The sequence below is a fragment of the Acinetobacter sp. AG3 genome (assembly GCF_022343575.1).
Lineage (GTDB): Bacteria > Pseudomonadota > Gammaproteobacteria > Pseudomonadales > Moraxellaceae > Acinetobacter > Acinetobacter guillouiae.
Window position 1 is genome coordinate 631820 of the sequence record NZ_JAKQZD010000001.1, and the last position, 20016, is coordinate 651835.

General features: G+C 39.2%; 20 protein-coding genes. 15 read left to right on the plus strand and 5 right to left on the minus strand.

The window, feature by feature from the left end:
• The first annotated feature begins 33 nt into the window (after positions 1–33).
• From L3V46_RS02980 to L3V46_RS02995, 4 genes are all read left to right on the plus strand, one after another.
• Positions 34–1191: an acyl-CoA dehydrogenase family protein gene (locus L3V46_RS02980; RefSeq protein ID WP_004817872.1), complete on the plus strand. Its 1158-nt coding sequence runs from the start codon at positions 34–36 to the stop codon at positions 1189–1191.
• Between the two features lie 14 nt (positions 1192–1205).
• On the plus strand, positions 1206–2039 hold the full coding sequence (locus tag L3V46_RS02985) for an enoyl-CoA hydratase-related protein (RefSeq protein ID WP_239044878.1): 834 nt from the start codon (positions 1206–1208) through the stop codon (positions 2037–2039).
• Between the two features lie 94 nt (positions 2040–2133).
• The gene (locus L3V46_RS02990) at positions 2134–4074 is read left to right on the plus strand and encodes an acetyl/propionyl/methylcrotonyl-CoA carboxylase subunit alpha (RefSeq protein WP_239044879.1); all 1941 of its coding nucleotides are present in this window, start codon (positions 2134–2136) and stop codon (positions 4072–4074) included.
• 157 nt (positions 4075–4231) lie between these two features.
• Positions 4232–4897, plus strand: a complete 666-nt coding sequence (locus tag L3V46_RS02995; RefSeq protein WP_004724105.1) for an RluA family pseudouridine synthase — start codon at positions 4232–4234, stop codon at positions 4895–4897.
• A gap of 57 nt (positions 4898–4954) precedes the next feature.
• Here the strand turns inward: L3V46_RS02995 and L3V46_RS03000 are convergent, their stop codons facing one another.
• Together L3V46_RS03000 and L3V46_RS03005 are read right to left on the minus strand one after the other, a co-directional pair.
• Positions 4955–6265: an MFS transporter gene (locus L3V46_RS03000; RefSeq protein WP_239044880.1), complete on the minus strand. Its 1311-nt coding sequence runs from the start codon at positions 6263–6265 to the stop codon at positions 4955–4957.
• Between the two features lie 137 nt (positions 6266–6402).
• Positions 6403–7047: a hemolysin III family protein gene (locus L3V46_RS03005; RefSeq protein WP_004817865.1), complete on the minus strand. Its 645-nt coding sequence runs from the start codon at positions 7045–7047 to the stop codon at positions 6403–6405.
• 101 nt (positions 7048–7148) lie between these two features.
• Here L3V46_RS03005 and L3V46_RS03010 point away from each other — a divergent pair, with 101 nt between their 5' ends.
• Positions 7149–8399, plus strand: coding sequence for an SAM-dependent methyltransferase (locus tag L3V46_RS03010; protein ID WP_239044881.1), 1251 nt, complete (start codon positions 7149–7151; stop codon positions 8397–8399).
• Between the two features lie 65 nt (positions 8400–8464).
• Here the strand turns inward: L3V46_RS03010 and L3V46_RS03015 are convergent, their stop codons facing one another.
• Positions 8465–9151: a hypothetical protein gene (locus tag L3V46_RS03015; protein ID WP_239044882.1), complete on the minus strand. Its 687-nt coding sequence runs from the start codon at positions 9149–9151 to the stop codon at positions 8465–8467.
• Positions 9152–9577: 426 nt separating this feature from the next.
• Between L3V46_RS03015 and L3V46_RS03020 the strand changes: the two genes are divergently transcribed.
• The 5 genes from L3V46_RS03020 (at position 9578) to L3V46_RS03040 (ending at position 12775) form a co-directional block, all read left to right on the plus strand.
• Positions 9578–10009, plus strand: coding sequence for a GNAT family N-acetyltransferase (locus L3V46_RS03020; RefSeq protein WP_239044883.1), 432 nt, complete (start codon positions 9578–9580; stop codon positions 10007–10009).
• A gap of 63 nt (positions 10010–10072) precedes the next feature.
• Positions 10073–10981 carry a pyridoxal-phosphate dependent enzyme gene (locus L3V46_RS03025; protein ID WP_239044884.1) on the plus strand — a complete coding sequence of 303 codons (909 nt, stop codon included), beginning with the start codon at positions 10073–10075 and terminating at the stop codon, positions 10979–10981.
• Positions 10982–11057: 76 nt separating this feature from the next.
• Positions 11058–11717, plus strand: coding sequence for an HAD family hydrolase (locus tag L3V46_RS03030; RefSeq protein ID WP_239044885.1), 660 nt, complete (start codon positions 11058–11060; stop codon positions 11715–11717).
• Complete coding sequence (locus L3V46_RS03035; protein WP_343212597.1) at positions 11714–12397, plus strand: hypothetical protein; 684 nt, start codon at positions 11714–11716, stop codon at positions 12395–12397. The genes L3V46_RS03030 and L3V46_RS03035 overlap by 4 nt, the downstream gene beginning before the upstream one ends.
• A complete protein-coding gene (locus L3V46_RS03040) occupies positions 12398–12775 on the plus strand; it encodes a hypothetical protein (protein ID WP_239044887.1) in 378 nt (125 codons plus the stop codon).
• 19 nt (positions 12776–12794) lie between these two features.
• On the opposite strand, the gene L3V46_RS03045 is transcribed toward L3V46_RS03040, so the two are convergent.
• Both L3V46_RS03045 and L3V46_RS03050 read right to left on the minus strand, forming a co-directional pair.
• Positions 12795–13658 carry a patatin family protein gene (locus tag L3V46_RS03045; protein WP_239046746.1) on the minus strand — a complete coding sequence of 288 codons (864 nt, stop codon included), beginning with the start codon at positions 13656–13658 and terminating at the stop codon, positions 12795–12797.
• A gap of 7 nt (positions 13659–13665) precedes the next feature.
• Positions 13666–13932 carry a hypothetical protein gene (locus L3V46_RS03050; RefSeq protein ID WP_004724087.1) on the minus strand — a complete coding sequence of 89 codons (267 nt, stop codon included), beginning with the start codon at positions 13930–13932 and terminating at the stop codon, positions 13666–13668.
• Positions 13933–14357: 425 nt separating this feature from the next.
• Between L3V46_RS03050 and L3V46_RS03055 the strand changes: the two genes are divergently transcribed.
• The 5 genes from L3V46_RS03055 (at position 14358) to L3V46_RS03075 (ending at position 20012) form a co-directional block, all read left to right on the plus strand.
• Positions 14358–16994 (plus strand): type VI secretion system Vgr family protein, encoded by a 2637-nt coding sequence (locus tag L3V46_RS03055; RefSeq protein ID WP_239044888.1) that lies wholly within the window; start codon positions 14358–14360, stop codon positions 16992–16994.
• A gap of 1 nt (position 16995) precedes the next feature.
• Positions 16996–17544, plus strand: a complete 549-nt coding sequence (locus L3V46_RS03060) for a DUF4123 domain-containing protein (RefSeq protein WP_239044889.1) — start codon at positions 16996–16998, stop codon at positions 17542–17544.
• Complete coding sequence (locus L3V46_RS03065; RefSeq protein ID WP_239044890.1) at positions 17544–18149, plus strand: hypothetical protein; 606 nt, start codon at positions 17544–17546, stop codon at positions 18147–18149. Before L3V46_RS03060 ends, L3V46_RS03065 begins: the two co-directional genes overlap by 1 nt.
• 1 nt (position 18150) lies before the next feature.
• On the plus strand, positions 18151–18813 hold the full coding sequence (locus L3V46_RS03070) for a hypothetical protein (protein ID WP_239044891.1): 663 nt from the start codon (positions 18151–18153) through the stop codon (positions 18811–18813).
• 66 nt (positions 18814–18879) lie between these two features.
• Positions 18880–20012 (plus strand): IS3 family transposase gene (locus tag L3V46_RS03075; protein WP_225367773.1). Its coding sequence is split into 2 segments (ribosomal slippage): positions 18880–19132 and positions 19132–20012, totalling 1134 coding nucleotides; the frame shifts between segments, so codons are not numbered across the junction.
• The last annotated feature ends 4 nt before the right edge of the window (positions 20013–20016 follow it).

Below are 20016 nucleotides of genomic sequence, written 5' to 3' on the forward strand. Positions count from 1 at the left end.
AGTTAGAGAAGATTAAATTTAAGGAAAAAAACAATGAAATTTACAACAGAGCATGAAGCACTACGCCGTACCACACGTCAGTTTGTTGAGACTGAACTCAATCCTTATATTCCGACATGGGAAGCTGAAGGGCGATTTCCTATTCATGATGTGTTTAAAAAACTGTCGGATTTAGGTTTGCTGGGGATTTGTAAGCCTGAAGAAAATGGCGGATTAGGTTTAGATTATTCTTATAACCTTGTGGTTGCAGAAGAATTAGGGCGAGCCGCCTGTGGTGGTGTACCTTTGGCGATTGGTGTGCAAACGGATATGGCAACACCAGCCTTGGCACGCTTTGGTAGTCAAGAGTTACGGGATGAATTTTTAACACCTGCAATTGCGGGTGAATATGTCGCTTCGATTGCTGTATCGGAAGTACATGCAGGTTCAGACGTCGCAGCCATCAAAACCACCGCAAAAAAACAGGGTGATGATTATGTGATTAATGGCAGCAAAATGTGGATTACTAACTCCCTACAAGCTGACTTTTTTTGCTTATTGGCCAATACCTCTGATGATAAACCGCATGTCAATAAGTCCATGATTATTGTTCCTGCAAAATCCGCAGGCATCTCTTTCTCTGAACCCCTTAATAAACTTGGAATGCGTTCAACCACGACAGCAGAAGTCTATTTTGACAATGTTCGTGTACCACAACGCTACTTGGTGGGTGCAGAAGGTATGGGCTTTATGATGCAAATGATGCAGTTCCAAGAAGAACGAATGTGGGCGGCTGCTAATGCAATTGGTGGTTTGGAAAATGTGATTCAACAAACGATTCAATATACCAAAGAACGAAGCACCTTTGGACAACCGTTGATTAACAACCAATATGTACATTTTCGTTTTGCGGAGTTGATGACCGAAGTGGAAGCTTTACGTGCCTTAACCTATCGTGCTTGTGAAATCCACATTGACGGCGGGAATGCAACAGAAATTGCCTCTATGGCAAAACTTAAAGCAGGTCGTTTGACGCGAGAAGTTGCAGACAGTTGCTTACAGTTCTGGGGTGGAAATGGTTTTATGTGGGATAACCCCGCTTCTCAGCTGTATCGTGATGGCCGTTTAGGTTCGATTGGTGGCGGTGCAGATGAAATTATGCTTGGAATTATTTGTAAGTTGATGGACATCCTTCCATCTAAACGTCAATAACAAGGAGAATAAATATGGCACTTTCGCAATCTCTAACAACACAACAATTTGATCGCAGTATTGAGCTTGAGCAAGAGGGCAGCATTTTAACTCTATGGCTCAATCGACCTGAGAGTCGCAATGCCATGAGTTTGAATATGGTCAAAGCGATTCAACAGGTGTTTAAAATGATTCAAGATGACATAACTATTCGTGCAGTCATTTTACGTGGCAAAGATGGACATTTTTGTGCAGGCGGCGACATTAAAGATATGGCTCAACTGCGTGGTGAGGCAACCAGTGTTGGTTCTAATCAGCCTTATGTTGATTTCAATCGTCAATTTGGACATATGCTGGAGCAAGTGGATCAAGCGCCACAAACTGTTGTCGCGGTTTTAGAAGGTGCGGTATTGGGTGGTGGTTTTGGCTTGGCATGTGTTTCAGATATTGCAATCAGCCTTGCCGATGCCAAATTTGGTTTACCTGAAACAGGATTGGGGGTTATTCCCGCCCAGATTGCCCCATTTGTGGTAAAGCGAATTGGCTTAACTCAAGCGCGCCGTTTGGCTTTACTTGGCGCACGTTTTGAGGGGCATACCGCATTGAAGGTTGGTGTTGTACATGAAGTGGTTGAGAATGAAAAAGCACTGGAAGTTTTATTGATCGAAACCATTCAGCAGATTAAACGTACTGCCCCACAAGCATCTCGTGTGACCAAAGCTTTATTGCACCGTACTTTAAATGAAGCTTTGACGCCTTTATTGGATGATGCCGCACAGCAATTTGCCAATGCTGTGGGGGGCGAAGAAGGTATAGAAGGCACAATGGCCTTTATCCAAAAGCGTCATCCAAATTGGTTTGATGCATAAGTCTGACAATGCGGATCACTGATCTTGATTGAGATCGGTGTGATTCAACCAATATAATCAAGTGAATATAAAACCAAAAATAGGGAAAACGAGAATGGCATTTTCAAAAATATTGGTGGCGAATCGTGGTGAAATTGCTGTTCGCGTGATGAAAACAGCAAAAGCAATGGGCTATCAGACTGTGGCTGTCTATTCAGATGCAGATCGTTATGCGCGTCATGTACAGCATGCAGATGAGGCTGTATATATTGGTGCTTCAAAAGTTTCAGCGTCCTATCTATCTATTCAAAATATTATCGACGCATGTAAAAAAACGGGGGCTGATGCTGTTCATCCCGGTTATGGTTTCCTTTCTGAAAATACCGATTTTGCAGCTGCTTGTGTGAAAAATGGAATTACTTTTATTGGCCCGCCTGCACCCGCAATTGAATTGATGGGCAGTAAACGCTTGTCAAAAATTGCCATGATTCAGGCGGGTGTACCATGTGTGCCGGGCTATGAAGGTGATCAGCAAGATATAGATTATTTAGAACAACAAGCCAATAAAATTGGTTATCCACTGATGGTCAAAGCTTCAGCAGGTGGTGGTGGGCGCGGTATGCGTCTGGTACAGCAATCTGCTGATATTGTTGAAGCCTTAAAAACAGCGCGTTCTGAAGCAGAAAATGCCTTTGGTTCAGGTGAGCTGATTCTTGAAAAAGCTGTGATTGCTCCACGCCATGTTGAGATACAGGTGTTTGGCGATACCCACGGCAATTATGTGTATTTATTTGAGCGTGATTGTTCGATACAGCGTCGTCATCAAAAAGTGGTTGAGGAAGCTCCATGCCCAGTGATGACTGAAAGCTTACGCCAACAAATGGGTGAGGCTGCAGTTGCAGCCGCGAAATCATGTGATTATGTCGGTGCAGGAACGGTTGAGTTTTTATTGGATCAATCAGGTGAGTTTTATTTCCTCGAAATGAATACACGTTTGCAAGTTGAGCATCCAGTAACAGAGCTGATCACGGGTTTAGATCTGGTGGAATGGCAACTGCGTGTGGCCAATGGTGAAACCTTGCCCTTACAACAGTCTGAACTGACCTTGTCAGGGCATGCGATAGAAGTTCGCTTATATGCAGAAGACCCACGCCAAGACTTCTTGCCACAGACAGGTCAAATACAGCGCTGGCAAGCTGCTGATTTACCCAATGTTCGAATTGATCATGGTTTGTTGCAACAGGATGAAATTAGTCCATTTTACGACCCAATGGTGGCAAAAGTCATTGCATATGGTCAAACCCGTCAGGATGCCATTCGGCTCTTGGCGCGTGCTGTAGATGATTGTGTATTGTTGGGGGTAAATAGTAATAAGCAGTTTTTAGTGAATTTACTTAGACACCCTATTATTGTCAAAGGCGACACCAATACTGCCTTTATTCAAGAGCACTTCCAAACAGATGCCAGTTTACATAAACAGGCTTTGGGCTTAGAACACCTAGCTGTTGCTGCGGCACTGTTGACCAATGCTTCCAGTCAAAGCAGTTGGAATACCGGAATTGCGTTATCTTTACCTTTAAAACTCAAACATGATGATCAGTTATTACAGCTTTTAGTGAAACGTGATCAAAACCAAGTGAGCGTTGAAATTTGTGGGCAGACACTTGGGATCAGCATTATTGAACAGCAAGCAGAAAAATTCATTTATGAGGTGGATGGTGTACGCCGTTCGATTGACTATGTCTTAGATGGAAATCAGCTGTATTTAGATGCGGTAAATGGCAATATCAGCATTGAAAATATCACCTATGCAGCACCTGAAACTTCCGATGTCGCAGGCGATGGTAACATTCGTGCACCAATGGATGGTGCGATTATCAATATCTTGGTAAATGCGGGTGATACCGTGACTAAAGGTCAAACTTTGTTGATTTTAGAAGCGATGAAGATTCAGCAACAGATTAAGTCTGATGTTGATGGGGTCGTGAATGAGATTATTGGGCAAGTTGGACAACAGGTAAAGAAACGTCAGTTGGTATTGAATATTCAGGCTTGATTGATCAGATCAAGCGCATTGTATAGGGACTTAAAAACTTCAATATTCTTGTGTATTGGAGTTTTTTTGATTGCTGAAAATAATAAAGCATGTACATGCTTGACAGCTTTTTAGTCTATTGTTATTTTTCGGCAATTCTTCTCAATATGCGATCCACATGCCGATTGATGATGGCTTTGTTTATCAGCCTCCTTTAGATCCACTTGACATTATTTTTGAAGATAATGACTTTGTTGCCATCAATAAACCCGCAGGGTTACTTTCAGTTCCGGGGCGTTTGCCTGAACATCACGACAGCGCTTATTTTCGAGTATTAGCAATATATCCAAATGCCAAGATTACCCATCGTTTGGATATGGCAACCTCGGGCATTCTGTTGTTCGCCAAACATCGTGATGCGGAAGTTGCAGCAAGTAAAATGTTTCAAGCGAGAACTGTTAAAAAAAATTATATTGCTTTGGTGCAAGGGCAAATCAATAGCAATGGTCGTGTGGATGTACCTTTGATTACCGATTGGGAAAATCGTCCACGCCAGATTGTGCATTTTGAGTTAGGCAAACCCGCTCAAACTTTATTTGAATCTGTAAGCTATGATGCTGAAAAGGATGTAAGTCGGGTGCTACTTACACCGATTACAGGACGTTCTCATCAATTACGGGTGCATATGCAATATATTGGGCATCCGATTATGCGCGATAAGCTTTATCATCCTACGCCGTTTAACACCGACTTAGCGCGTATGGCATTGCATGCAAGCTATTTATCTTTTATGCAGCCTTTTAATAATTTACTGGTTGAGATTGTATCTGAGCCTGAGTTTTAGCATTTCGCTAAATCAAAAAAGCCTGCAAAATTGCAGGCTTTGCTCATAGAGAGGGGATTAAACTTGGTTGTTAACATCATCATGTTTTGTTTCACGAATGGCCAAGAATGCCAACAGTGAAAGAATGGATGCTGCTGTCAAGTAGTAACCCACCGCTTGTAAGCCATATTTGGTTGCAAGTTCAGTGGCGATCAGAGGTGCAAAAGATGCGCCCAAAATACCTGCCAAGTTAAAGGTTAATGCAGAGCCTGTATAACGTACAGCAATCGGGAAAATTTCAGACAAGACCGTACCAATTGGACCATATGTCATTCCCATCAATGCTAAACCTACACATAAGAACAAGAACACAATTACGGTACTGCCAGACTCAAGCATACTGGCAAATACTAAACCAAAAAGTGCAGAGGCAATACATACCCCAATAGAGGTTGCCTTACGCCCAAACTTCTCAGCAAATACAGCAGAAAGCGGAATAAAAGCAGCAAAACACAGTGTTGCGACCAGTTGCATCTCTAAGAATTCTGCACGTGAGTAACCCAGTTGTTTGGTTCCCCAGTTGAGTGCAAATACTGTTGTGAGATAGAACACCACGAATGTACATACCGCAGCAATTGTGCCGAGGAAGAGCATTTTATAATGTTTGGTCACAACTTCTTTAAATGGAACATTAACTTCTTTTTGTTTGTCTAATACTTTCTGGAACGCTGGGGTTTCATGCAATTTTAAGCGAATATATAAACCCACAATCACCAATGCAGCACTTGCAAGGAATGGAATACGCCAGCCCCATTGCATAAAGTCTGCTTCAGACATCAATGCACCAAGACCAAGGAATGAACCCGTTGCCAAGATAAAACCGATCGGTGCGCCCAGTTGCGGGAACATCCCATACCAAGCACGTTTGCCTTCAGGTGCATTTTCAGTTGCAAGCAAGACTGCACCAGACCATTCACCACCGAGACCTAAGCCTTGACCTAAACGACAAAGTGCAAGTAATAGCGGTGCAACGATACCAATCTGTGCATAGGTTGGAAGTAGACCAATACATACTGTTGAAACACCCATGGTCAATAAAGCCGCGACGAGAGTTGCTTTACGACCAATACGATCACCTAAGTGACCAAAGATTGCTGCGCCAATAGGGCGGGCAATAAATGCGATGGCAAATGTTGCGAGTGATTGAATTGTTGCCGTCATCGGATCTGTACTTGCTGGGAAGAACAGATGTGGAAAAATGAGGACTGCAGCAGTTGCATAGATATAAAAATCGAAGAATTCGATTGTTGTACCTACAAGACTTGCGAAAAGAACACGAGTCTTTGAATTTGTTTGAATTTCTGGAGTAGCAGTAGATAATGACGCCATGGTGAACCTTACACTTTTAAAAGTAAAACGAGTCTTTAAAGCGTAATCTTTTTAAAAAAGGCGTAATTTCTTAAAAAAACAACGAGATCAACCCAAATTCACTCCATCAGGGTCACTGAATTTTGAGTGTCTATGAATTAAATGACGTAAAGATAGATTGCAAGGAAATGTGATCCTGCACCGACCAAAACAAATATATGCCAAATAGCATGAGTGTATCTTACTCTTTTTAAGGCATAAAACAATGCGCCTATTGTATATGCTAAACCACCAATGACCAATAATTTTAATGCTTCTGGTTTTAAAAACTGTTGCATATCATCCATTACAAGCACGGCAAGCCAACCCATGACCAAATAAGCAATCAGTGAAATTTTTTCAAAACGATGAATGAATATTAACTTGAATAGTGTTCCAATGGCTGCGATGACCCAAAGTGCAATCAATAAATAATGTGCTTTTGCTGTTGGGATGGCAATTGCCAAAAAGGGCGTATAGGTTCCCGCAATTAAATAATAAATCGCGGTATGATCCAGCTTCTTATACCATTGGCGTTTCTTTTCATCGACAGAAAAATGATAAATTGCTGAACTGGAAAACAGTAAAATCATGCTTAGACCATAGACAAGCAATCCAAAAAATTGCCATCCATGCAGATAGTTGCCTTTAATCAGCATCAAAACAGTCGCTATAGCAGCCAAAATTGCACCGAATGCATGACTCAACGCATTAATACGTTCTTCTTGTGGTGCATAGATGTGAATCAATTTATCTGTCGACATTGGATCTTATTATCCTAAAAATACAACTGTATAGTAATGGAGTTTTACCTTTAAAGTAAGACGTCTTAAAATAGGTAACTTAATTAATACGAGTTTTGATTATGTCCAATGTGGCAAGCTTATCTGTTCAGGAACAACAATTTTTTGATAGCGTACAGCAAGCTATTGATAATCAAAGCTTAGATCGTTTGATTTTAAGTCAGTATAAAGGAGAATTGGTTGATTTAGAGAAAATGACCTTTCGCGTCATTCAGCTACAGAATGAAACGGTTCTAAGCTGTCTATATCGTTATAAAACCAATGATATTACTAAAAACTATCCACTTACCCATGCGTTAACCACGATTCAGGGGCTGGCAGAGGATTGTAAACAAGCCAATTTATTTACCCATGAGGCTGAAACGCAGCTGAAGAAAAATAAAAAGAAAGTCTTGCTGACCGTCAGTAAAAATAAGCTGGATAAAACCGCTAAAAATCAACAACAAGGGCATGATCGTACAAAACATCGTTTTGTCGACCAAGAAAGTTATTTCCTCCAACCGCTCGGCATTACCGATGCCAATGCACAGATTATTCCAAGCATGGCACGTAAGTGGAAGCAGATTAACAAATTTGTTGAAATCTTTTCAGGTGCTTTGGTGCATATTCAACAACCAGAGACTTTAGCGCATGATGGAAAAACCAAAGATCAGGCTTTAAAAATTGTCGATTTTGGTTCAGGAAAAGGCTATTTAACGTTTGCTTTATATGATTATTTGGCAAAACAACATCAAACTCCATTTGTAACGGGTGTTGAGCTGAATGACAAAATGGTGAAATTTTGCCAAGAGGTTGCGCAAAAGTCTGATTTTACTCAATTGGATTTTTTCCAAGGTGATGTGAGAACGTATCATCCATCCCATTTGGATATTATGATCGCCTTACATGCGTGTGATGTTGCGACAGATTTTGCGATACATACAGGTATTCGTTTAAACGCTCAAATGATTATGTGTGCACCTTGTTGCCATAAAGAATTACGCCCACAATTGAATAGTCCACAAGTGTTACAACCGATGTTGCAATTCGGTATTCATGCAGGACAACAAGCTGAAATGCTGACAGATACCATTCGAGCTCTGTTGCTGAAAGCGTATGGTTATGAGACCAAAGTCTTTGAATTTGTGGCATTAGAACATACGAGTAAAAACAAAATGATTTTGGCAACCAAGCGTAAAGATTTCACTGCACCTGATCAAACAGTCTTAGATCAAATTCGTGCTTTAAAAGAGATGTATGGGATTCAAAAACAATCCTTAGAATTATTATTGAATGATCAGTGGGACCAGCAAGACATTGGCGCTAAGTGCTAGCGCGTTGTGAGGAGAGAACGCAGGTTTAACTGCTTTCTCTCTTGCTACTATTTAGATAAATTATTTTATTGCTGATTCATTTCATCAAGCTCAGCTTCGCTTGAGCCCGTGGTTTTTTGAGAAATCGTATCTGGGAAATATTGCGGATCATCCATTTCTGGAATCAATTGTTCACCCATTTTATGAATCAAGATACTGGTTTTTAATGTTTCTGTTGGGGCTTTAATCAGTAGTTCTGTCAGAAAGTCTGTTGCTTTAGCTGCAAATTGCGCATCACTTTCTTTGTTACCACGTTCAGGCATTTGAACATTGTCTAAATTAAGCACAGGGACTTTACAGGTTAACGGTACTTGAAAACTTTGACTATTTTCAATAATTTTACCATCCTGTTTACAGCTCTGATATGCAGCACTTTGAGCTTTCATTTGGCGCTCAAATGCTGGCGCAACAATTTTAAAATCGCTGGCATTAAATTGTTCTTTGAGTATTTCCACCATCTTTTCAGATGCAGTGGCTTGTTTTTCGCCACTTTCATCGCGGTTTTTTTTAGCTTCAGCTTCTGAGATACCTGCAATTGCGGCACTCATTTTTAAATTAAGCTGATCTTGATTTGGGTCTTGAGAAAATAATCCAATCATGCTTTTTGAGATAATGTTCACACGATCTAGCTCGGATGTTTTTGCATAAATACTTTGAGTCGTCAGTAAAATTGCGCTATAAATAAATACTTTAAATTTATGATTTAGAAACATAATTATTCTACAAGTTTAGTTAAGTTGGTGAAAGTGAACGCATTGTCACTGTGCATTACATGAGGGTCTGTTGACATTTCATAAATGGCTTGCGTTGTAGGTTAAAATTGAGCAGACAAGGCATGAAACGAAGAGAATAGCGAGACTATTTTCGAGTTTCATAACGTAGGCTGAGATAATTTTAGCCACAACCCTGAGCAAGAACAAAGCACTGCTTTGTTTGCAGCGCAAGGCGCAGCGGGGGACTAGCGTGTTTTTTGCCGCTACGTTGTTACGAACTACTCATTTAGAATAACTAAATTTCGTATTTCGTGCCTAGTATCACCTAAAAAACACACGTAGTCGCAAACGTAGACGAATTGTCAGCAGACCCTAACATAATTGCAAGAATGAAGGATCAATTTCTCAACCATTAGGATTTAAATAATGAGCCAATTTGTCATTCAATCTGGGCTATGGAGTCAGCTTCAACATGATGCGAAATTGATTCGAAGCATGGTTTTTATTGAAGAACAACACATCAGTGAAGCAGATGAATGGGATGAGCAGGATGCCATTTCATTACATTTTGTTGTATATGCGCAAGATCAAGCCATTGCTACAGCGCGGTTATTGGAAAATAACAGTATTGGTCGAGTTGCTGTGTTGCAACAATATCGAGGTGAGGGGATTGGTAAACTGCTTATGCAACAGATTATTCAAGTAGCAAAACAGCAAAATAGAGCATTTCTTCAATTATCTGCTCAAGTCTATGCAACGCGCTTCTATGAAAACTTAGGCTTTCAGGTACAGGGTGAAGAATATTTAGATTGTGAGATTCCACATATCGATATGTGGTTAAGTTTAAAAAATGACTGAATTGAAATAAACCCACATTGAAATAAACCAAGATTGAAATAAACCAAGAGAATCGATTTGCCCATGCTCAGTATAAAAACCCCGTTAATTCAATCTTTAGTTTTAAGCCAACTGAATCAATGTCATGTGTGGTTAAAAATGGAAGCCTTACAACCGTCGGCATCATTTAAACAACGAGGCATTAGCCATGCCTGTCAAAAATATTTTGAACAAGGTGCTCAACGTTTTATCAGTTCATCGGGTGGCAATGCAGGCTTAGCTGTTGCTTATACAGGTCGACAACTAGGTGTTCCTGTGACCGTCGTTGTTCCTGAAACCACAGCACAACGTGCGAGAGAATTAATTGCCCAGCAAGGTGCAGAAGTTATTGTACATGGCGCTTCATGGACTGAAGCCAATGCTTTAGCGCAGTCCTTATTAACACAGCATGATGTATTTATTCATCCTTTTGATCATCCACTGTTATGGGAAGGCATTATCCCGATGATTGATGAAGTCATTGCAGAAGGTGTTACTCCAGATGCGGTGGTCTTATCTGTGGGGGGCGGAAGTTTACTTTCAGGTGTGGCAGCAGGATTAAAGAAACATGGTTTAGCCCACATTCCAATTTATGCGGTTGAAACAAAAGGTACAGCATCCTTACATGCTTCGATTGTCGCTAAACAACATGTTGAATTGGATCAAGTGAGTGGTATAGCAACAACACTTGCAGCAAAAAAAGTCTGTCAAAATGCATTTGAAGTGAGCCAAGAACTTGAGGTTCGTAGTTTGGTGGTTTCAGATCAAGACACTGTAGATGCCTGTTTAAAATTTGTAGATGATCATCGTATTTTGGTTGAGCCAGCATGTGGTGCAACATTATCAGTGCTTTATGATCAGGCGATTCAATTTAAACCCGCTGATCAGGTCTTGGTGATTGTATGTGGTGGCGCAGGGATTACCCTAGAAACACTACAAGCATTCAATGGATAGATCGGACTGAATAGACAATTAATGATCATAATCTATTGATCCTTTAGCAAGTCTTTTCGATTTAGAGGATGGAGAGATGATTCAAGTTGTACTTTTTGATTTAGATCAAACCTTACTTGATCGCACCTCCTCCCTAAAGGCTTTTTTAAATTGGCAGGTAAATTTCTTCGAGCTGGTTACGATTCAACAGAAACCACAATTTATTCAGCGTTTTATTGAGTTGGATAACAATGGTTCTGTATGGAAAGATCAGGTATATGCTCAACTTATTCAAGAGTTTCAAATATCTAACTATTCGACACAAGCGCTATTAGAGAATTATATTCTAGACTTTAATAAATTTTGTCGGAGCTTTAGCGATGTTGATCTGGTTATCTATAGCTTGTTTAAGGCAAATTTTTCTCTTGGATTAATCTCTAATGGAAAGACACCTTTTCAGGAAGATAATTTCAAAGCCTTAGGTTTAAATGAGTATTTTTCGAGTGTGATTGTGTCAGAAGCTGTTGGACTGCGAAAGCCTCATCCAGAAATTTTCCAATTGGCATGTCTGCAGCTTGGTGTTATTCCTCAGCACTGCATTTTTGTTGGCGACAATGAGGTAGCAGACATTTGCGGTGCAAAAGCGTTGGGCATGAAAACGATCTTATTTGACCCTCAACAAAAAGTAACATCGACACAGGCCGATCATCGTGTAAAGTATTTTCAAGACATACTTAGTATTTTAAAAATAAAATGAAAAGATTATATAAGCACGGCATGGTAAAGTTTCAGGTTTTATTTTTATTTGGAGTTGTATCTCAATTCAGTGTATTTGCACAAGCCGAAACAGATAAACAACAACCGTTAGCCTATGAGTTGCAGGTAGAAACAAAGCCAAAAACTTATGATCCAGCGACACAGTCACGGATTCGGGTCTATCGAAAGGGTGCGACAAAAACTTTAATTCAACATTCATTTGATTGTGCAGGAAGAAAAGCTGGGATACGGGATTACTTAAGTGGAAATGGTGCATTATCTGCGCTAAAAGCGTATGCCAGAATCACCTTTAATATCGAAGAAGGGATGCCTCGTAGTGCGATTCAGAAAGAAGCTGAAAGCAATGCTATGCGAACTTACCAACTGATCTCTTATAAAGAGTTTATTTTAAATGCCGACCAACCTGTGAATTTATATGGTTTTGTATTTGGAGCGACTGATTCATCTCGGACAAAAGCACAAGTGATTGATCAATGTGTGGATGCTGTGGCTTCGTTCAGACCACAGGCTGGACACGATTATGAAATTTTAGGTAAATATCAAAATAACCAATGCCAATTTCAAATATTTGATCTCAAAACCAATGATCAAATCCCTGTTTCTGACAAGCTTTATACTTGCCCTGAAAAGTCATGGAAGTTTTGGAAAAAGGATCAGTAAATGAAACGTGCAATACTCGGTATTTTTTTGATGATGGGGCTTATTGTACCCAATTTGACTTGGGCATCTTATCTCAATAAATGTCTCTTAACGGTTAAAGTCTTAGAAGAAACTTCAACCATGACGATGGCAATCAATTGGCCACAAGGTGAGTTTGAAAAAAGTAAATTGACGATGTATATCAAAATATTAAAAGCTGAAAAAAATGGAAGAGCTGATAGTGGATGTCAATCATTGGTCAATCAACGCATGCGAATTACGATTGAACAGCCACCTTTGACCAGTTTGGTCAAAGGGCAAGTTGTACAAGTAGAAAGCATCACTCAGGATGCTTTTCCACAACAAGGATATGTCACGCAATACAAGCTAAAAAATTAGTCTGTTGGGAGTTTCGCTTTTAGCCTTTGTGTAGGTTGCTCCAGTCTTCTATGGCTTTTTGTCCGCTTTCTAAGCCAACTTCATAGGTATATTGCAATTTTCGTTTATCTTTACATAAACGGCCTGCTAATTTTTTATTGTCAGGTGGGCAGACTTCCAAAATGCTTTGTTGCGTATTTTGGCGGATAAAATCGACAGTTTGGTTATAACGAGTACAACGCTTTTTAAGACTATCTGCAAAGCCAGTATGTTGATTAAGCAAATATTTTGCCAAGAATTGATCGGCTTTACTGCTAGCTTTAAAGTAGTTTTGTGTACGGGTACGAATCACCAAGAGATTTTGAATATTTGCTTGTTGCGCTGCCCATTGAACAGGGAGGGCATCTGCGACACCGCCATCAAAATAAGGCTCTCCAAAAATTTCTACAGCCTGTCGTGTTAGATAGGGAATAGAACTAGAAGCACGTAATCCATCAATAATATTGTCTTTCCCAGCACGTAAATATTCAGGATAACCTGTACGAGCATGAGTCAACACCATATAAAAGTCAGGATTTTGACTAAATAATGCCTGTTGATCTAGAGGATTCTCTTTCTCGACAATATTCCACATCCACTGCATATCCAGTAAATCCCCACCTTTAAAAAAGCGAGCATAACGAATAAATTCAGGTCGAAGTGAGTGGTCTAAATAGAGTTCGATATTGCGACCTTGTTGTCGAGCAAGGTAATTGGCGAGGTTTGTTGAACCAGAAGACACTCCAACAAAAAGATCAAAAGGGTTAAAATTTTGTTGTAGGAAAGCGTCAAGTACACCGCAGGTAAAAGCCCCACGCATACCACCACCTTCTACGACAAGCGCATTACGTGAATCATTGATCATAGATTGTTTAGTTTGCATGTTCTGGCTGAGCTGAGTTGTGTGGCATGTTTTTCATTTCATCATTCGACATTTGCTGTGTGTCATGTGGAGGTGCTGTATCGGTATTCTCCGTCTGAGGCGTCGCTATCTGCTTATTTTGCTGACTCGGCATATAATCTGGTTCATTGGTTACAGCCATATAGAAGAATACAAGGAATAAACAGCTAAAGATTGTTGCGAAAATTACTGCTTTAGATTTCCACAACGGTTTTTTGGGAGAGTTAACATCGTTCATAGGAAAATTCCTAAAAGAATGAAATGTGTAGCTATTTTATAACATAAAGCAGTTGTAAAGTTGGCATTGCTATAAAAGACATAAATTAAATGAGGCTTATGTATATAAACCCAACATGAATTGATCAGTATTGAATACATATCAGACATAACAAGCAGGCTGAGATTAAAATTGAAATCAAGCATATAAACAAGATTATTTTGAGCTTTATTTTAGATGTTTGTGGAAATGAATAATGTTGATTTATTAGAAATATATGAATATTTAAACTACATTTTTAGTGAGATTATTTATTTAATTTTTCAACAATTAATCAAAAAATCTATTTGAATTTAAGTGTTTTTAGTAATGAAATTGTTTTTTTAAATAGAAAAATTTTAGAATTAATTTATAATAGAGGCAATTAAAACGAATAAATTATTAAAATGAACAGCTTAGTAAATAGCATTTATAAAATATTGGATCAGCTTGGACTAAACGCACAAAAACGAGCTTTGCATATCCAATTTAGCAATACAGACTTAAACAACCAAGTCTTCTTACAACGTATCGATGGACAACATGGTCTAAACCAAGGTGTGTCTATTGAACTGATTTGCCTTGCCACTTCGGCTGTGATTCCACTTAAACAATTTATCGGTAGCCAAGTGGCGATTGATCAAGTCACAGATCAGGGACAACTGTTTCGTAGCACAGGGGTGATTACTGAGGCTGCACAAGGGCAAAGTGATGGCGCACTAACGCTATATAAACTCAAACTCGAAGATGCCACTTCATTGTGGCATAAACGCCGTAACAGCCGAGTGTTTATGAATAAGTCGGTTGTGCAAGTCATAGAAACGCTATTTAAAGAATGGCAAGACAAAAGCCCACTCTTTGCATCGAGTCTAAGTCTCGATAAAAGTGGTCTTAAAAAAGATTACGATATCCGACCATTCATTATGCAGAGTAACGAAAGCGACTATGCATTTTTAACCCGCTTGATGCGCAGTGAAGGGATCAACTGGTTGATTGATGAAGCACAATTGATTGTGCCTAGTTCTGCGACTCAAATTCAGCCGCAAAAACTGCGCTTGGTGGATGACAATAGCGAATACAAAGCGCTAGAACGAAGAACGATTCGCTTCCATCGTAGCAGTGCCACAGAACAACAAGACAGCATCACCAGCTTTATCGGGCAACGTAGTTTACAACCCACCGCTGTCCACGTACAACGCTGGCAAGCAGATGTTTTAGAGCAAGAAGAGGGTGCAGGTAGTGTTCAAAGCAAACACCAACACAGTCAAAACCAGAATAATGCCAGCCTCGGTTTAGAACAGGCTTGGCATATTAGTCCAGCTTGGATTCAAGACCTGAATGGTGAAGATCAAGCAACCGCGTCAAATAACAATCAGATTGAAAAGATTAACCAAAACCTCAGTCATTACTATGATGCTCAATCCAAACAATTTGTTGCCAACTCCACTGTACGTGATGCGCAAGTAGGTTACTGGTTTGAATTAAACGAACACCCAGAAATAGACCAACACAGTGGCTCAGACAAAGAGTTTCTGATCACGTCAAAGACATTCTATAACCAGAACAACTTACCCAAAGACCTGAGCGAACAAATCAATCGCTTGCTCCAACAGAGCAATTGGGTCAATTCAAATGTAGACTCAAATAACCCAGAGCGCCAAGCCAATCAATTGGTGCTACAACGCCGTAATATCACGACTGTTCCGGAATACCACCCACTACAACACCGTCCAAGTACCCATCCACAACGAGCCAAAGTGGTTGGGCCAAGTGGAGAGGAAATTCATGTCGATGAATGGGGACGTATTAAAGTTCGCTTCCTATTTACTCGCAATGAAGACCACAGTCATGATGGTGGTGCAGGGAGCAATGACAACGACACTGATTCCGCTTGGGTGGATGTACTGACCCCGTGGGCAGGTGAAGGCTATGGTGCGCGGTTCTTACCGAGGATTGGTGAGATTGTCGTGATAGATTTCTTTGATGGTAATATCGATCGACCATTTGTGGTGGGACGTATCCATGAAGCGCAACGTAGCCCAACGAAATTTGATGACAAAGGCCAATTGCCTGATACTAAAAAACTAGCAGGGATCAAAAGTCGAGAAGTTAAAGGCAGTGGCTATGGCCAGCTTAGATTTGACGATACCACAGACCAAATCAGCAGCCAGCTACAAAGCAGTCACGGTGCGAGTCAACTTAACCTTGGTAATCTAAGTCATCCCAAAGAAACTGATACCAGTGAGGGACGAGGTGAAGGCTTTGAACTAAGAACAGACCAATGGGGTGCAGTGCGTGCAGGGCAAGGCCTATTGCTGAGTACCTATAGCCAAGATTCAGCTTCAGGCAATCACCTTGATGCAACCGCTGCGAAAAGTCAGTTAGAAAGCAGCCTAAATAATTCTAAAGCCTTAAGTGAAGTTGCTAAGAATCAGCAAACTGATCCACTGGATGTATTGGAAAATCTCAAGCAATTTCTTGATCAAATCGAAAAAGGTGAAAAAGACAAAGCGGATGCATTTAAACAAGCTTTGATGATTTTAGCTGCACCGAATTCAATCGCATTGGCAAGCAATGAAGACTTACATCTTTCTGCGGATAAACAAATCAGTTATACAGCAGGTGACAGTATCAACCTGAGTACGCAAAAGAATTTAGTTGCACATGCACAATCAAAGATTAGTCTTTTTGCAGCACAAGAAGGTGCAAGACTTTTTGCTGGAAAAGGTAAGGTTGAGATCCAAGCACAAAGCAATGGTGCTGATTTGATTGCACGTAAAGGTATTCAAATCATTTCAACTGAGGAGATGATTGAGCTAAAAAGTCTCAAAGAAATTATTATCACATCTGGTGGCTCTCAATTAAAAATTAATGGTTCAGGTGTATTTGTGACCACAGCTGCTAAGTTCGAAGTGAAGGCAGGGCAACATAGTTTTATTGGTGGAGCAAAAGTCGATTATTCACTTCCATCATTCTATGAAAATATTTGTAAGCCTTGTTTGTTGGATGCAGCAAAGTTTGGAATGGCATTTGTTGATAAATAAAATGAAAAGAAAAATTGTTCCATTTAAAAATATAAAAAGCTGTATCGAAGATGATCAACATGATTTGAACATGTATTTAATCTTGGATGCAGCGCAAGTTTTAGATCAAACTTTGCACTTTATCAATACATGGCGAAATGACGCAAGGCTAGAGTTTTATTCATTATTCTCAGGAACAACGGAGGGCAATGCACCTTTTGAAGTTGCCCCTGTACTTGTTTTAATCAATGATTTAGAGGTGCTCGAAGAAGAAGGGCTTAGCTTTATTTATCAAACATGGAAAGATGAACAGGCTTTAAATCTGGTATTCAGTTCATTGGATCTGACTCAGTTTGTTAAAAAAATGAAACGCTATCTCACAGTAGAATTTCCTGATGGTACACAAAAATTATTTAGATGGTTTGATCCAAGAATTGTTAAAAAAATTCATAAAATACTGACAGATCAACAAGAAGATGAGTTTTTTGAGGGTATTACAAAATGGATCATTTCAATTCGAAATTATCAGGATGTAGATTCTAATCAATTAATGGTATTGGAGAATGCATAATGTTCATACTCAGCCAAGAAAAATTATATGAATTAGATGTTGAGCAAAATAAAGAATTTTTATATGACCTTGTCTATGAAATTATAAAAGAAAACCCAGCCCTTAAACTGAATGGGCAATTTGATCAGCTATTAGAACCTGTCCAAAGCCTGATCAATCTATATATTGAAAAAGGCATCAATCAAATTTATACACTCAAATATATGGTGAAGAGCCATGTTTATTTGGGAATAGATTATCCAAATGATCCGCAATATCTTTGGCTCCAAAATGAAATGCAGCATTACAATATTGCGGAGCAAGTATCTTATGTAGATGCTTTTTATACACTTTTGGAAAGCTATAAAAGTGTGGTTTTAGGGCATGATTTTAAATTTGTTTTTAAAGCAATAGACCAGTTAAATCAGAGTTTTAGTCATTCCAATCTTCAAGAAAACCTTTCAATTATTTATCCAGAAAAAATAGAGTTTTTAAAACAAAAAGATTCATTGAGTTCACTTCAAGAAAATTATTCCAATGATATCCAATCATATAAAGAGTATGTATTGGGAAAAGAATTTCATCATAACGTTTTTATAAAAAATTTGATTAATTTGGAGGCTTAAGATGGGTGTTGGTGGTGCAAGTCCTACAGCGGGCACTTCATGTGCAACGTGTTTAAAAAAATTTTTAGTTCATTTTCGTAGACCTCAAGACTATAGTGGTAATTATGGGTTTGATTGGTTAAGAGAAGATTATGTTACTGCTAATAAGCATATTGCAAAAGCTGGTAATGTTAAAAAGGCACTATGTTTTGATATAGTCAAGTTAAAAAATGAATATAAAACTGATGTTAAGAATCCAATAGCGCCCTATGGGAAAGAGTATTTTCCTGCATGGTTGAGTTTATTCTCTTATATTAATGGTTCTAATAGCCCTCATATCTCAACAATGACAAAAGACGGGGTAAAATTAGATTTATACATAGAAGAAATAGAGCCCTTAAGCAACGATGGAACTGAGTTAATTTTTCAATGTGAAAATAAATTTATTCAAATTTCACCTAAGAATATTCCTCTAGTAAATGCACTAAGAAAAAAAATATTAGATTCGGATGGAACAAAACAATTTTATCATTTAGCTCGTAGTATTTTAATTAAGTGTGAAGGTGGATGGTTAAATAATCACGAAGAGGTTAAGGTATTTGCAAAGAAAGGAAGCGTGAAATTTGAAGTTGGAAAGTTAATGCTTTATAAGAATGATATTATAGAGGTGGATCAGGAAATTTGAACAACACTTATAAGTGATATTTTGCTCCCCAAATGATGTTATAAACATCAATATATGGAGTATTTTATGGCACGTAGACCAAGAAGAAATCATTCAAATGATTTTAAAGCTAAGGTAGCACTTGCTGCGATTAAAGCAGAAAAAACACTTGCTGAATTGAGTGCTGAATTTGATGTTCATCAAAACCAAATTATCGACTGGAAAAATCAACTGATTTCAGCTTCCTCGCAAGCTTTCGATCAATCAAAAGCTCCAACAGAACCACCCATCGATCTAAAAAAACTACATGCAAAAATCGGTGAGCAGGCATTAGAAATTGATTTTTTAGAAGGTGTGTTGAAGAAACTGGGCCGCTTCAACCACAAAAGTTAATCGATGACTCACTTCAGATTTCAGTATCTAAGCAAGCTCAGCTGCTGAAAGTCTCCCGTGGTTGTTATTACTATCGCCCAAAACCTGTGAGTGCATCAGATCTGAAGCTGATGCGGTGTATGGATGAGTTACATATGCAATACCCTTTTGCAGGTAGCCGTATGATGCGTGATTTGTTGAATCGTCAAGGACATCATATAGGACGACGTCATACACGTACTTTAATGAAGAAAATGGGCATTAATGCGTTATATTGCAAACCAAATTTAAGCCAGGCTAATCAAGCTCACCGCAAATATCCATATCTGCTCAAAGGATTGGCTATTCAGCGCAGTAATCAAGTGTGGTCTACGGATATAACGTATATCCCTATGGCAAAAGGCTTTGTTTATTTATGTGCTGTGATTGATTGGCATAGCCGCAAGGTACTTGCGCATAGAGTATCGATTAGTATGGAGGTTACATTTTGCATAGAAACATTAAATGAAGCTATTGAAAAATATGGTCGACCTGAAATATTTAATACAGACCAAGGCAGTCAGTTTACCAGTGATGCATTTATTGATGTATTGAAATCAAATGACATCCAAATCAGCATGGATGGTAAAGGTCGATGGGTTGATAATGTGATGGTTGAACGATTATGGCGGAGCGTTAAATATGAAGAGGTGTATCTCAAAGCCTACAGCAATGTTTTGGATGCGAAGAAGCAATTAAACGCATATTTTGAATTTTATAATTTGAAACGACCTCATTCGAGTCTGGACAAAATGACTCCAGATGAGTTTTACTATGACCAGCTACCACAACAAAATAAGGTAGCTTAACTAG